General features: G+C 61.4%; 13 protein-coding genes. 11 read left to right on the forward strand and 2 right to left on the reverse strand.

Annotated features, from left to right (window positions below):
* Positions 1 to 23 precede the first annotated feature (23 nt).
* Positions 24 to 1,097 carry a tRNA epoxyqueuosine(34) reductase QueG gene (queG, locus tag LIS66_RS02530; RefSeq protein WP_227973557.1) on the reverse strand — a complete coding sequence of 358 codons (1,074 nt, stop codon included), beginning with the start codon at positions 1,095 to 1,097 and terminating at the stop codon, positions 24 to 26.
* 63 nt (positions 1,098 to 1,160) lie between these two features.
* Here queG and LIS66_RS02535 point away from each other — a divergent pair, with 63 nt between their 5' ends.
* The 9 genes from LIS66_RS02535 (at position 1,161) to hflC (ending at position 11,232) form a co-directional block, all read left to right on the forward strand.
* Complete coding sequence (locus LIS66_RS02535; protein ID WP_227973558.1) at positions 1,161 to 2,660, forward strand: NAD(P)H-hydrate dehydratase; 1,500 nt, start codon at positions 1,161 to 1,163, stop codon at positions 2,658 to 2,660.
* Positions 2,648 to 3,118, forward strand: coding sequence for a tRNA (adenosine(37)-N6)-threonylcarbamoyltransferase complex ATPase subunit type 1 TsaE (tsaE, locus tag LIS66_RS02540; RefSeq protein WP_227973559.1), 471 nt, complete (start codon positions 2,648 to 2,650; stop codon positions 3,116 to 3,118). The genes LIS66_RS02535 and tsaE overlap by 13 nt, the downstream gene beginning before the upstream one ends.
* Positions 3,119 to 3,169: 51 nt before the next feature.
* A complete protein-coding gene (locus tag LIS66_RS02545) occupies positions 3,170 to 4,549 on the forward strand; it encodes an N-acetylmuramoyl-L-alanine amidase (RefSeq protein ID WP_376779067.1) in 1,380 nt (459 codons plus the stop codon).
* On the forward strand, positions 4,546 to 6,453 hold the full coding sequence (gene mutL, locus LIS66_RS02550; protein WP_042607803.1) for a DNA mismatch repair endonuclease MutL: 1,908 nt from the start codon (positions 4,546 to 4,548) through the stop codon (positions 6,451 to 6,453). Before LIS66_RS02545 ends, mutL begins: the two co-directional genes overlap by 4 nt.
* Entirely contained in the window at positions 6,453 to 7,424 is a 972-nt protein-coding gene (miaA, locus tag LIS66_RS02555) for a tRNA (adenosine(37)-N6)-dimethylallyltransferase MiaA (protein WP_227973560.1), read from the forward strand. The genes mutL and miaA overlap by 1 nt, the downstream gene beginning before the upstream one ends.
* A gap of 95 nt (positions 7,425 to 7,519) precedes the next feature.
* Entirely contained in the window at positions 7,520 to 7,786 is a 267-nt protein-coding gene (hfq, locus tag LIS66_RS02560; RefSeq protein WP_016771947.1) for an RNA chaperone Hfq, read from the forward strand.
* 12 nt (positions 7,787 to 7,798) lie between these two features.
* On the forward strand, positions 7,799 to 9,100 hold the full coding sequence (gene hflX / locus LIS66_RS02565; RefSeq protein ID WP_042607805.1) for a ribosome rescue GTPase HflX: 1,302 nt from the start codon (positions 7,799 to 7,801) through the stop codon (positions 9,098 to 9,100).
* A 96-nt stretch (positions 9,101 to 9,196) separates the two neighbouring features.
* Positions 9,197 to 10,363, forward strand: a complete 1,167-nt coding sequence (gene hflK, locus LIS66_RS02570) for an FtsH protease activity modulator HflK (protein WP_024011368.1) — start codon at positions 9,197 to 9,199, stop codon at positions 10,361 to 10,363.
* Complete coding sequence (hflC, locus tag LIS66_RS02575; RefSeq protein ID WP_016771945.1) at positions 10,363 to 11,232, forward strand: protease modulator HflC; 870 nt, start codon at positions 10,363 to 10,365, stop codon at positions 11,230 to 11,232. Before hflK ends, hflC begins: the two co-directional genes overlap by 1 nt.
* A gap of 17 nt (positions 11,233 to 11,249) precedes the next feature.
* On the opposite strand, the gene LIS66_RS02580 is transcribed toward hflC, so the two are convergent.
* Positions 11,250 to 11,495, reverse strand: coding sequence for a hypothetical protein (locus tag LIS66_RS02580; RefSeq protein ID WP_227973561.1), 246 nt, complete (start codon positions 11,493 to 11,495; stop codon positions 11,250 to 11,252).
* Between the two features lie 49 nt (positions 11,496 to 11,544).
* Between LIS66_RS02580 and LIS66_RS02585 the strand changes: the two genes are divergently transcribed.
* Both LIS66_RS02585 and LIS66_RS02590 read left to right on the forward strand, forming a co-directional pair.
* On the forward strand, positions 11,545 to 12,732 hold the full coding sequence (locus tag LIS66_RS02585) for an ATP phosphoribosyltransferase regulatory subunit (protein WP_042607806.1): 1,188 nt from the start codon (positions 11,545 to 11,547) through the stop codon (positions 12,730 to 12,732).
* A 54-nt stretch (positions 12,733 to 12,786) separates the two neighbouring features.
* The gene (locus LIS66_RS02590) at positions 12,787 to 14,076 is read left to right on the forward strand and encodes an adenylosuccinate synthase (RefSeq protein WP_042607807.1); all 1,290 of its coding nucleotides are present in this window, start codon (positions 12,787 to 12,789) and stop codon (positions 14,074 to 14,076) included.
* Positions 14,077 to 14,170: the final 94 nt, after the last annotated feature.

Consider the following 14,170-nt stretch of genomic DNA (forward strand, 5'->3'; position numbering starts at 1 on the left):
CTCTGAACACTTTGCTTGCCCTCTTATGGGTGTGAAGGGCTGGAGTGCTGTGCAAGCGCCCACTCCACGTGTTCTTTGACCAACTCTGACGGATGATCCCGTCGCGCCTTCAACGCTTCCAGCACCGGAATCGTTGAAGGCGCATTACCCAGCCCCACCGCCAGATTCCTCAACCAGCGCTCATACCCGGCCCGCCGCAACGGCGAACCTTCGGTGCTGCTCAAAAACTTCTCTTCATCCCACAAAAACAACTCGGCCAACTGTGCGTTATCCAGATTGTGCCGTGGCTTGAAATCGCTCTCACCGCTCGGCCTGGCGAAACGGTTCCATGGGCAGACGATCTGGCAGTCATCGCAGCCGAACACGCGATTGCCGATCAGCGGCCGCAACTCTTCGGGAATCGCGGTTTTCAGCTCGATAGTCAGGTAGGAAATGCAGCGCCGCGCATCCAGCACGTACGGGCCGACGAAGGCGTTGGTCGGGCAGATGTCCAGACACGCAGTGCAACGGCCGCAATGTTCGCTGCGATGCGGTTCATCCACCGGCAACGGCAGGTCGACAAACAGCTCGCTGAGGAAGAAATAACTGCCTGCCTTGCGATTCAGTACAAGGGTGTTTTTGCCGATCCAGCCCAGCCCGGCTTGCTCGGCGATGGCTTTTTCCAGCACCGGCGCGCTGTCGACAAAGGCGCGAAAACCGAACGGGCCGATCTGCGCCTGAATCCTGTCGGCCAATTGCTGTACACGTTTACGGATCAATTTGTGGTAATCGCGGCCCAAGGCATAACGCGACACGTAGGCTTTTTCAGGTTCAGCCAGGCGTTTGGCCATTTCGGTATCGCCGGGCAGGTAGTCCATGCGCAGCGAGACCACGCGCAGCGTGCCCGGTACCAGCTCTTCGGGGTGCGAGCGTTTGCTGCCGTGGGCGCCCATGTAGTCCATTTCGCCGTGGTAGCCGGCCTCGAGCCAGCGCGCGAGGTGCTGCTCATGCTCGGCCAGATCCAGACCGCTGATGCCGACTTGCTGAAAGCCCAGCTCGCGGCCCCAATCCTTGATCGATTGGGCGAGGGCGGGCAGGTCTGTGGTGATGGCGGACATGAGGCGAGAGAAACCGGAGCTGAGGTGCGTATAATTCTGCCAGACATCGGAGCCCGAAGACGCATGCCGCAGACGAAAGATGATTTACCCGACGCGCTGTACCGCGCCGCGCAGGTGCGCGAACTCGACGCACGGCTGATCGCCGCCGGGACGCCGGGCTTCGAATTGATGCAGCGCGCCGCCCGCGCCACCTGGCGCGCACTGCTGCGCAAATGGCCAGCAGTGAATGAACTGACGGTGCTCGCCGGGCACGGCAACAATGCCGGTGACGGTTACCTGGTGGCCGCACTGGCGCTGCGGGCAGGTTGGACCGTGCGCGTACTGGCAGTCGGCGATCCGCAGCGTTTGCAGGGTGATGCCGCACTGGCCCGTGCCGAATCCATAGCTGCTGGCGTTGCGGTGCAGAGCTGGCAGGCAGAGAACGAGCTGCGCGGTGTCGTCCTCGATGCCCTGTTCGGCACGGGTCTCAGTGGCCAAGTGCGTGAGCCGTATGCCGCTGCCATCGCCGCCATCAATGCCAGCGGTTTACCGGTGGTGGCCGTCGATATTCCCTCCGGGCTGTGCGCCGACACCGGTCGGGAACTGGGCGTCGCGGTGCGTGCCGATCTGACGGTGACATTCATCGGCATGAAGGTCGGGCTGTTGACCGGCGACGCAGCGGATCATATCGGTGAACTGGTCTTCAACGATCTGCAAGCCACCGATGACATTTTCAGTGACATTCCTGTCTGCGCTCGACGCCTCAGCGCCGCTAATCTTCCGGCACTTGCGCCGCGCGCGCCGACTTCGCACAAGGGCCGCTTTGGCCATGTGCTGTTGATCGGCGGCGATCATGGTTTCGGCGGGGCGATTCTGCTCAGCACTGAAACGGCGTTGCGCAGCGGCGCGGGCATGGTGTCGCTGGCGACCCGTCCCGAGCATGTGCCGGCAGCGCTCACTCGCGTGCCGGAAGCCATGGCCCTCGGCACCTCGTCTGCCAATCAACTGATGGGCCTGCTGGAAAAGGTTTCGGTATTGGTCGTCGGGCCCGGCCTTGGCCAGGCAAGCTGGGGCCGCGCCTTGTTGTCGGCAGCCGCCAATGCGTCGGTACCGCAGGTTTGGGACGCCGACGCGTTGAACCTGTTGGCCGGCGGTTTTGTCCAGTTGCCCAGGGATTGCGTGATCACCCCGCATCCGGGCGAGACGGCGCGCCTGCTCGGCATCAGTACTGGCGAAGTACAGGCCGATCGTCCGGCCGCTGCATTGGCGTTGAGCAAAAGGTATTCAGCGGTAGTGGTTCTGAAAGGCGCCGGTAGTTTGATCGCGCATCCCGATGGGCGTCTGGCCCTATGTCATCAAGGCCATCCGGCAATGGCCACGGGCGGGCTCGGTGATGTGCTGGCCGGTCTGACCGGCGCATTGCTGGCGCAAGGCATGGACGCGTTCGACGCTGCAAGCCTGGCCGTCTGGCTGCACGCCAATGCCGGCCTGCAACAAGGCAAATTCGGCCGTGGGCTGGCGGCCAGTGATCTGATTCCAGCCATTCGTCAGTTGTTGGAGGAGCATGCACCGTGTCTGAAGTAACCCTGTACCTGGCCGATGAACAGGCCATGAGCGACTTTGGCGCACGGATCGCCCGCGTGACCCAGGGCCATGGCCTGATTTTTCTTGAAGGCAATCTGGGCATGGGCAAAACCACCCTGTCGCGGGGCATCATTCGCGGGCTGGGTCATGTCGGCGCGGTAAAAAGTCCGACCTTCACTTTGGTTGAACCCTACGAGATCGGTGACATCCGCGCCTTCCACTTCGACCTGTATCGTCTGGTCGATCCGGAGGAACTGGAGTTTCTCGGCATCCGCGACTACTTCGAAGACGATGCCCTGTGCCTGATCGAATGGCCCGATAAAGGTGCAGGCTTTTTGCCAAAGCCTGACCTGACCATTACCATTGGCCCGCAAGACAGCGGGCGTTCGCTGAAAATTTTAGCCGAGGGCTCGCGTGGCGAGGCCTGGTGTGCCGCTTTGGCATTGGAATCCAATTAAATGATGGGGTTTGGTATGCGCTTTCGCGCGTTGGTGGCTGCCGCTGGACTGATGTTGATGGCAGTAACCGTCAACGCTGTGGCCGATTCAAAGGTCAACAGCGTGCGCCTGTGGCGGGCGCCGGACAACACGCGACTGGTCTTCGACCTGAGTGGCCCGGTGCAGCACAGCGTCTTTACCCTGACCGCGCCGGACCGGCTGGTGATCGACATCAATGGCGCCACGTTGGGCGCACCGTTGAACGTGCAGACCGCGAACACGCCGATCACCGCGATGCGCTCGGCCCAGCGTACGCCGACCGACCTGCGGGTGGTCATCGACCTGAAAAAAGCCGTCACCCCGAAAAGTTTCTCGCTGGCGCCGAACGCGCAGTACGGCAACCGTCTGGTGGTCGATCTGTTCGACAACCCGGCCGATGCCGCGCCGCCGCCAGCTCCAACGCCGTCGGTGGCGACCTTGCCGGCAGTGCCGGTGACCCCGACTGAGCCGGCGATAAAGCTGCCGCCAGCGCCGGCCGGCAAGCGCGACATCATTGTCGTGATCGACGCCGGCCACGGTGGCGAAGACCCGGGGGCGTCCGGTTCGCGCGGCCAGCGTGAGAAAGACGTGGTGCTGCAGATCGCTCGCGAACTGCAGCGTCAGGTCAACGGCATGAAAGGCTTCCGCGCCGAACTGACCCGGACTGGCGATTACTTCATTCCATTGCGCGGGCGTACCGAGATCGCCCGCAAGAAGGGCGCCGACCTGTTCGTCTCGATCCACGCCGACGCCGCACCGTCCGCAGCCGCTTTCGGTGCGTCGGTGTTCGCCCTGTCCGATCGTGGTGCTACCTCCGAGACCGCCCGCTGGCTGGCCGACAGTGAAAACCGATCCGACCTGATCGGCGGCGCCGGCAACGTCAGCCTCGACGACAAGGACCGCATGCTCGCCGGCGTCCTGCTCGACCTGTCGATGACTGCGTCGCTGACCTCCAGTCTCAATGTCGGCCAGAAGGTTCTGACCAACATTGGTCGGGTCACGCCGCTGCACAAACAGCGCGTGGAACAGGCCGGCTTCATGGTGTTGAAGTCGCCGGACATTCCGTCGATCCTGGTCGAAACCGGCTTTATCTCCAACGCCAACGAAGCGAACAAACTGTCTGCATCCAGCCACCAGCAGGCGCTGGCCCGATCGATCAGCAGCGGCGTGCGCCAGTTCTTCCAGCAGAATCCGCCACCGGGCACCTACATCGCCTGGCTGCGTGACTCCGGCAAGATTGCCCAGGGCCCACGCGACCACCGCGTCGGCCCCGGGGAAACCCTGGCGATGATTGGCGTGCGCTATCAAGTCTCCCCGGCCACTCTGCGCGCCGCCAACAACCTGAAAAGTGATGAGCTGAAAGTCGGTCAGCACCTGACCATTCCCGGCACCGAACTGGCGTCCAAAGAATGAACCAGGTATTGAACACTGCGCGCATCGAGCTGCTCAGCCCGCGGCTGGCGAACCAGATCGCCGCCGGTGAAGTGGTTGAACGTCCGGCCTCTGTTATCAAGGAGCTGCTGGAAAACAGCCTCGACTCCGGCGCCAAGCGTATCGACGTCGATGTCGAGCAGGGCGGAGTCAAGTTGCTGCGGGTGCGCGATGACGGCAGCGGCATTTCTGCCGATGACCTGCCGCTGGCTCTGGCCCGTCACGCCACCAGCAAGATCCGCAACCTCGAAGACCTTGAACAGGTGATGAGCCTGGGGTTTCGTGGCGAGGCGTTGGCGTCGATCAGCTCTGTGGCGCGTTTGACTCTGACCTCGCGCACCCGCGATGCCGATCAGGCCTGGCAGGTCGAGACCGAAGGCCGCGACATGGCACCGCGCGTGCAGCCGGCGGCGCATCCGGTCGGCACCTCGGTGGAAGTTCGCGACCTGTTCTTCAACACCCCGGCCCGGCGCAAATTCCTCAAGACCGAAAAAACCGAATTCGATCACCTGCAGGAGGTGATCAAGCGTCTGGCGCTGGCGCGTTTCGACGTGGCATTTCATCTGCGCCACAACGGCAAGACCATCCTCAGCCTGCACGAGGCCCATGACGATGCGGCCCGTGCGCGGCGCGTGGCGGCGATCTGCGGTTCCGGTTTCCTCGAACAGGCCCTGCCGATCGAGATCGAGCGCAATGGTCTGCACCTGTGGGGCTGGGTCGGTTTGCCGACTTTCAACCGCAGTCAGGCGGACTTGCAGTATTTCTTCGTCAACGGTCGGGCGGTGCGCGACAAACTGGTGGCCCATGCGGTGCGCCAGGCTTATCGCGACGTGCTGTTCAACGGCCGGCATCCGACCTTCGCGTTGTTTTTCGAGGTCGATCCGGCAGCAGTAGACGTCAACGTCCACCCGACCAAGCACGAAGTACGCTTCCGTGACGGGCGCATGGTTCATGACTTCCTGTACGGCACGCTGCACCGTGCGCTGGGCGACGTGCGACCGGAAGATCAACTGGCCGGTTCGGTCACCACGGCGATCGTTCGACCCAGCGGAATCGAGGCGGGCGAATTCGGCCCGCAGGGCGAGATGCGTCTGGCCGCCAATGCGCTGCTCGAGCAGCCGCAGGCGCAACCTGCGTTCAACACGTCATCCGGTGCCAGCGCTGGCGGTGCCTATCAGTACCAATACACGCCGCGGCCGCAATCGACAGTGCCTGCCGCCGAGGCGCAAGCCGCTTACAAAGAGTTTTTCGCGCCGCTGCCAGAAGCCAATGCCAACGCGCTTCCGGCTGGTCAGGAAGATATTCCGCCGCTCGGCTATGCACTGGCGCAGCTCAAGGGCATCTATATCCTGTCTGAGAACGCCCATGGCCTGGTGCTGGTGGACATGCATGCCGCCCACGAGCGGATCATGTACGAGCGCTTGAAAATCGCCATGGCCAGCGAAGGCCTGAGTGGTCAGCCGTTGCTGGTGCCGGAGTCGCTGGCGGTCAGTCAGCGCGAGGCCGACTGCGCTGAAGAACATGCGGCGTGGTTTCAGCGACTTGGTTTTGAGTTGCAGCGGCTTGGCCCGGAAACCCTGGCGATCCGGCAGATTCCTGCGTTGCTCAAACAGGCGGAAGCCAATCGGCTGGTCGGCGATGTTCTGTCGGACCTGATGGAATATGGCACCAGCGACCGCATTCAGGCGCACCTCAACGAACTGCTCGGCACCATGGCCTGCCACGGCGCGATCCGCGCCAACCGGCGTCTGGCCCTGCCGGAAATGAACGGCCTGCTGCGCGACATGGAAAACACCGAGCGCAGTGGCCAATGCAACCATGGCCGACCGACCTGGACCCAACTGGGCCTGGACGATCTGGACAAACTGTTCCTGCGCGGTCGTTGATGAGCCAGCTCCCTCCAGCGATATTTCTGATGGGCCCGACCGCTGCGGGCAAGACCGATCTGGCCATCGAGCTGACCAAGGTGCTGCCGTGCCAATTGATCAGCGTCGATTCGGCGCTGGTCTACCGCGGCATGGATATCGGCACCGCCAAGCCTTCGAAAGAGCTGCTGGCCGAATACCCGCACCGCCTGATCGATATCCTCGACCCCGCTGAGGCGTATTCCGCTGCCGATTTCCGCCGCGACGCCCTGCAAGCCATGGCCGAGATCACCGCGCGGGGAAAGATCCCGCTACTGGTCGGCGGCACCATGCTCTATTACAAGGCTCTGGTCGAAGGTCTGGCCGACATGCCGGCGGCCGATCCCGAGGTGCGCGCGCAGATCGAGGAAGAAGCTGCACGTCTGGGCTGGCAAGCGCTGCACGATCAGTTGGCGCAAATCGATCCGGTGTCGGCGGCGCGGATTCATCCAAATGATCCGCAGCGCTTGAGTCGGGCGCTTGAAGTCTTTCGAGTCAGCGGGCAGAGCATGACCACCCTGCGTGAGCAACAATCTGCGCAAAGTACTGAAGCAGCCGCTTCGGGACGCCAACAATTGCCCTATACTGTCGCGAACCTGGCCATTGCTCCGGCGAATCGTCAGGTTCTGCACCAGCGAATTGAACAAAGATTCACAAATATGTTGGAACAGGGATTCATCGACGAGGTCGTAGCCCTGCGTAAAAGAAGTGACCTGCATGCCGGGTTGCCGTCTATACGTGCGGTAGGCTACCGCCAAGTCTGGGATTATCTGGACGGCAAGCTGACATTGGCCCAGATGCAGGAGCGCGGCATCATCGCCACGCGCCAATTGGCCAAGCGCCAGTTTACCTGGCTGCGCAGCTGGGACGATTTACACTGGCTGGACAGTCTTGATTGCGACAATCTGCCACGCGCCTTGAAATACCTCGGGACCATCTCCATATTGAGCTGAGTCCTTGCAATTGCCGTCTATCCTTGGGGGTGTGACGGCCGAAGCCATCTGAATTTACCTGTTTTTATTATTGAATCCTTAAAGGAGTGCGGCACATGTCAAAAGGGCATTCGCTACAAGACCCTTACCTGAACACTTTACGTAAAGAGAAAGTCGGGGTTTCCATCTACCTGGTCAACGGTATCAAGCTGCAAGGAACGATCGAGTCGTTCGACCAGTTCGTGATCCTGCTGAAAAACACCGTCAGCCAGATGGTCTACAAACACGCTATCTCGACCGTCGTGCCGGTTCGTCCAATTCGTCTGCCTAGCGCAACCGAAAACGAACAGGGCGATGCCGATGCAGCGCCGGGTAACGCCTGATAGGAGTCTCCTTTGTTCTTTGAGCGCCACGGTGGTGGTGAGCGAGTCATCCTCGTTCACTTGGATGGACAGGACCCTGAGGCGCGCGAAGATCCGCAGGAGTTTCAGGAGTTGGCAAATTCGGCTGGCGCCGAGACCGTTGCGTTTTTTAACGTGCCGCGTCATCGGCCAACCGCCAAATATCTGATCGGCAGCGGCAAGGTCGAGGAACTGCGCGACCTGGTCAAGGCTGAAGAAGCCGATCTGGTGATTTTCAATCACATCCTCACGCCCAGTCAGGAACGCAACCTCGAACGTGTTTTCGAGTGTCGCGTGATCGACCGCACCGGGCTGATTCTCGATATTTTCGCTCAACGCGCACGTACCCATGAGGGCAAGCTGCAGGTCGAACTGGCCCAGCTTGACCACATGAGCACGCGACTGGTTCGCGGCTGGACTCACCTTGAACGTCAGGGTGGCGGCATCGGTATGCGCGGCCCGGGTGAAACCCAGCTGGAAACCGACCGTCGTCTGTTGCGGGTCCGCCTGCGCCAGATCAAGGGGCGGCTGGAGAAGGTGCGCAGTCAGCGCGAGCAGTCGCGCCGTGGCCGATCCCGTGCGGACATTCCTACCGTTTCGCTGGTGGGCTACACCAACGCCGGCAAATCGACACTCTTCAACAACGTGACGAAGTCCGACGTGTACGCGGCCGATCAACTGTTCGCCACACTCGACCCGACCCTGCGCCGCCTGGAGCTTGACGACCTCGGTCCGATTGTCCTGGCCGACACCGTGGGTTTCATTCGTCATCTGCCGCACAAGCTGGTCGAGGCATTTCGGTCTACGCTCGAAGAGTCGAGCAATTCCGACCTGTTGTTGCACGTGATCGATGCGGCCGAACCGGATCGCATGTTGCAGATCGAGCAGGTGATGGTGGTGCTGGGCGAGATTGGCGCTCAGGACTTGCCGATCCTGGAGGTCTATAACAAACTCGATTTGCTTGAAGGCGTCGAGCCGCAGATCCAGCGCGATGCCGATGGCAAGCCGCAACGGGTCTGGCTGTCGGCGCGTGATGGCAGTGGTCTGGAGTTGCTCGAACAAGCGATCGCCGAGTTGCTCGGCAGTGACCTGTTCGTGGGGACCTTGCGCCTGCCGCAACGATTCGCTCGACTGCGTGCGCAGTTCTTCGAACTCGGAGCGGTGCAGAAAGAAGAATACGATGAAGAAGGTGTCAGCCTGCTGGCCGTTCGTTTGCCCCGGATCGAGCTGAATCGATTGGTAAGCCGCGAAGGATTGCAGCCGATGGAATTCATCGAGCAACACACTTTGCAATAAAAGCCTGAAAAAGCGGTTGTGCCGCGACGGCAGGCATTCTGTAGCATTGGTCGGCGCGCCGTGGGTGCGTCTTTGCTTTATCAGATGGAGAGCGCTATGGCTTGGAATGAGCCGGGTGGCAACTCGAATAATCAGGATCCCTGGGGTGGCAAGCGCCGCAATAACGGCGACCGCAAGGGACCACCGGATCTCGACGAGGCCTTCCGAAAGCTGCAGGAAAGCCTGAACGGGTTGTTCGGTGGTGGTAAGAAACGCGGTGATGACGGCGGCGGTTCCGGCAGGAGCAGTGGCGGCTTCGGCGGTCTGCTCGGCATCGGCCTGGTCGTGCTGGCGGCCGTCTGGCTGTACAGCGCGGTTTACGTGGTGGACGAGCAGGAGCAGGCCGTGGTGCTGCGCTTCGGCAAGTACTACGAGACTGTCGGCCCGGGCCTGAACATCTACTTCCCGCCGATCGACAAGAAGTACATGGAGAACGTGACGCGTGAGCGTGCGTACACCAAGCAGGGCCAGATGCTGACCGAAGACGAGAACATCGTCGAAGTGCCACTGACCGTGCAGTACAAGATCAGCAACCTGCAGGACTTCGTGCTGAACGTCGATCAGCCGGAAATCAGCCTGCAGCACGCGACCGAAAGTGCACTGCGTCACGTGGTCGGTTCCACCGCCATGGACCAGGTCCTGACCGAAGGCCGTGAATTGATGGCGAGCGAAATCAAGGAGCGTCTGCAACGTTTCCTCGATACCTATCGCACCGGTATCACTGTCACCCAGGTCAACGTACAGAGCGCAGCGGCACCGCGTGAAGTGCAGGAAGCCTTCGATGACGTGATCCGCGCCCGTGAAGACGAGCAGCGTTCGCGTAACCAGGCCGAAACCTACGCCAACGGCGTGGTGCCGGAAGCCCGTGGTCAGGCCCAGCGCATCATCGAGGATGCCAACGGTTACCGCGACGAGACCATCTCGCGCGCCAAGGGTGAGGCCGATCGCTTCACCAAGCTGGTCGCCGAGTATCGCAAGGCTCCTGAAGTCACCCGCGAGCGTCTGTACCTGGACACCATGCAGGAAGTCTTCAGCAATACCAGCAAGGTCCTCGTGACCGGCAACAAGAACGGCCAGAGCAATCTGCTCTACCTGCCGTTGGACAAGATGATCCAGAACAGTTCGGGTAATGCACCGGTGACCGGTTCGGCCGCCAGCAACAACACGGACGTCACGCCGCATGTCACTGACGTGCCGCAGACGCGTACAAGGGAGACCCGCTGATGAGCAATAAATCGCTGATCGCCCTGATCGTTGGCGTCGTCGTGGTACTGGTGGGCTGGAATTGCTTCTACATCGTCGCTCAGACCGAGCGCGCGGTGCTGCTGCAATTCGGTCGTGTGGTTCAGGCCGATGTCCAGCCGGGTCTGCATGTGAAGGTGCCTTACGTCAACCAGGTGCGCAAATTCGACGCGCGCCTGCTGACGCTGGATGCACCGACGCAGCGCTTCCTGACCCTGGAAAAGAAAGCCGTGATGGTCGATGCCTACGCCAAGTGGCGGGTGAAAGATGCCGAGCGCTTCTACACCGCGACTTCGGGTCTGAAGCAGATCGCCGACGAGCGTCTGTCCCGTCGTCTGGAATCCGGTCTGCGTGACCAGTTCGGCAAGCGCACCCTGCACGAAGTGGTGTCGGGTGAGCGTGATGCGCTGATGGCTGACATCACTGCATCGCTGAACAAGATGGCGGAAAAAGAGCTGGGTATCGAAGTGGTCGATGTGCGGGTCAAGGCCATCGATCTGCCGAAAGAAGTGAACCGCAGCGTGTTCGAGCGCATGAGCACCGAGCGTGAGCGTGAAGCTCGCGAGCACCGCGCCAAGGGTAACGAGCTGGCCGAAGGCATCCGTGCCGACGCCGATCGTCAACGCCGCGTGTTGCTGGCCGAAGCCTATCGTGAATCCGAAGAGGTTCGCGGTGACGGTGATGCCCAGGCTGCAGCGATCTACTCCAAGGCCTACGGTCAGGATCAGGAGTTCTACGGTTTCTACCGCAGCCTGCGTGCCTACCGTGAAAGCTTCGCGAACAAATCCGACGTCCTGGTCCTCGACCCAAGCAGCGACTTCTTCCGTTACCTGGAAAAAGCCAAGCCTTGACACGACGTTGACCTGAATCATTCCGCCCGGCGGCTAAAACCTCGGGCGGGGTGATCCTTTCGGAAAACGTGTGTATGATGCGGCAGCCGGGAAATTCCCGGCTTTTTTGCGTCTGCATGTTTGATTGCTGTTTTTGTTGCAGGCATCGGGTTGAACGGCCCGAGCGTTTTTCGAGGAAAGTGATGGGCGAAGCCGGTAACAGGCCTTTCGCTGCGTCGTTCATGCGCGTGCGTTTTGAACGCCCCGGTCATTTTCTGCTTCACTCAAGGCTCGCCCTCGTGCTGGCCGCCCGGATCAAAGGGGAATGGCGTAATGGCAACGGTAGACCGCTGGCTGCTGCCAGATGGCATCGAAGAAGTACTGCCACCGGAGGCGGCGCGCATTGAAGTCGCGCGTCGTCAGGTGTTGGATCTGTTCCAGAGCTGGGGTTACGAGTTTGTCGTGACTCCCCATATCGAGTACCTGGAATCCCTGCTGACCGGCGCGGGCCAGGACCTGGATCTGCGTACCTTCAAGGTCATCGACCCGCAATCGGGCCGGCAGATGGGTTTCCGCGCCGACATCACGCCACAGGTCGCGCGTATCGATGCGCACACCCTGCGTCGCGAGGGTCCGAGCCGTCTGTGCTACGCCGGCAGCGTCCTGCACGCCCAGCCCCGTGCATTGTCGTCCTCGCGCAGCCCGATCCAGCTGGGCGCCGAGTTGTACGGCGATGCCAGCCCGAGCAGCGACGTCGAAGTCATCAGCCTGATGCTGGCCATGCTGCAACTGGCCGATGTGCCGGATGTGCACATGGACCTCGGGCATGTCGGCATCTACCGTGGTCTGGCGCGCGCCGCCGGTCTATCCGGTGAAGTCGAGCAGCAGTTGTTCGATGCCCTGCAGCGCAAGGCCATCGATGAAGTGATTACCCTGACCGAAGGTCTGCCGGCCGATCTGTCGGGCATGCTGCGCGCCTTGGTTGATCTGTGTGGCGGCCGTGAAGTGTTGAATGCTGCGCGCGAGCGTCTGGCCAATGCGCCGGCGCCGGTTCTGGCGGCGCTGGAAGATCTGCTGGCGATCGCCGAGCGGCTTTCCGTGCGCTTCCCGCAGTTGCCGTTGTATTTCGACCTCGGCGAATTGCGCGGCTATCACTACCACACCGGTGTGGTGTTCGCGGTGTTCGTGCCGGGCGTTGGTCAGTCCATCGCTCAGGGCGGTCGTTACGATGACATCGGCGCCGACTTCGGTCGCGCGCGTCCGGCGACTGGTTTCTCTACCGATTTGAAAACCCTGGTGACCCTGGGGCGTGCTGAGATCGAGCTACCGTCTGGCGGTATCTGGATGCCTGACAGTACGGATGCGGCACTCTGGCAGCAGGTTTGCCAGTTGCGCAGTGAGGGTCAGCGTGTCGTTCAGGCGTTGCCTGGACAACCTTTGGCCGCCGCCCGTGATGCGGACTGCGACCGGCAATTGATTCAGCAGAACGGGCTTTGGCAAGTATCGCCACTGGCTTCTTGAGTTTTCCTGCCGGCCATCGCCGGCACCAAGTTTGCGCGAATGAGGACAAGTGTTATGGGTAAGAATGTCGTAGTCCTGGGCACCCAGTGGGGTGATGAGGGCAAAGGCAAGATCGTTGATCTGCTGACCGAACATGCTGCCGCCGTAGTGCGCTACCAGGGTGGCCACAACGCGGGTCACACGCTGGTGATCGACGGCGAGAAAACCGTTTTGCACCTGATTCCGTCGGGCGTGCTGCGCGAAGGCGTGCAATGCCTGATCGGCAACGGCGTGGTGGTTGCACCTGACGCCCTGCTGCGCGAGATCACCAAGCTGGAAGAGAAAGGCGTACCGGTGCGCGAGCGCCTGCGTATCAGCCCGTCCTGCCCGCTGATCCTGTCCTTCCACGTCGCGCTGGACCAGGCCCGTGAAAAGGCCCGTGGCGAGCTGAAGATCGGTACCACCGGTCGCGGCATCGGCCCGGCTTACGAAGATAAAGTTGCCCGTCGTGGCCTGCGTGTCGGCGACCTGCTGAACATGCCACGTTTCGAAGACAAGCTGCGTGAACTGGTGGACTACCACAACTTCATGCTGGTCGGTTACTACAAAGAGCCAGCCATCGAGTTCGAAAAGACCCTGGCCGAGTGCAAGGAATACGCTGAGCTGCTCAAGCCGCTGATGCTCGACGTGACCGCCGAGCTGCACGACCTGCGTCGTGCCGGCAAGGACATCATGTTCGAAGGCGCGCAAGGTTCGTTGCTCGACATCGACCACGGCACCTACCCGTACGTGACCAGTTCCAACACCACCGCTGGTGGCGTAGCGACCGGTTCGGGCGTTGGTCCGATGTTCCTCGACTACATCCTGGGCATCACCAAGGCTTACACCACTCGCGTCGGTTCCGGCCCGTTCCCGACCGAGCTGTTCGATGACGTCGGCGCGCACCTGGCCAAGCAAGGTCACGAGTTCGGCGCTACCACCGGCCGTGCTCGTCGTTGCGGCTGGTTCGACGCCGTTATCCTGCGTCGCGCTATCGATGTGAACAGTATCTCGGGCATCTGCCTGACCAAGCTGGATGTGCTCGACGGTCTGGAAACCATCAACATCTGCGTCGGCTACAAGGATGCCGAAGGCAATGCCGTTGCCCCGACCGATGCGGACAGCTACGTAGGCCTGCAGCCTGTGTACGAAGAAGTGCCGGGCTGGAGCGAATCGACCGTGGGTGCCAAGACCCTGGAAGAGCTGCCGGCCAATGCTCGCGCTTACATCAAACGCGTTGAAGAGTTGATCGGCGCGCCGATCGACATTATTTCGACGGGTCCGGACCGCAACGAAACCATCGTCCTGCGTCATCCGTTTGCCTGATAAGTCGTTGATGCGAAAAACAAAGGCCCCTTAATCGGGGCCTTTGTCGTTTATGCCTGTTGGACGGCATGACCTTTGCTGTGAATCTGTCTAC

The organism is Pseudomonas sp. HN2, assembly GCF_020736465.1.
Lineage (GTDB): Bacteria > Pseudomonadota > Gammaproteobacteria > Pseudomonadales > Pseudomonadaceae > Aquipseudomonas > Aquipseudomonas moraviensis_A.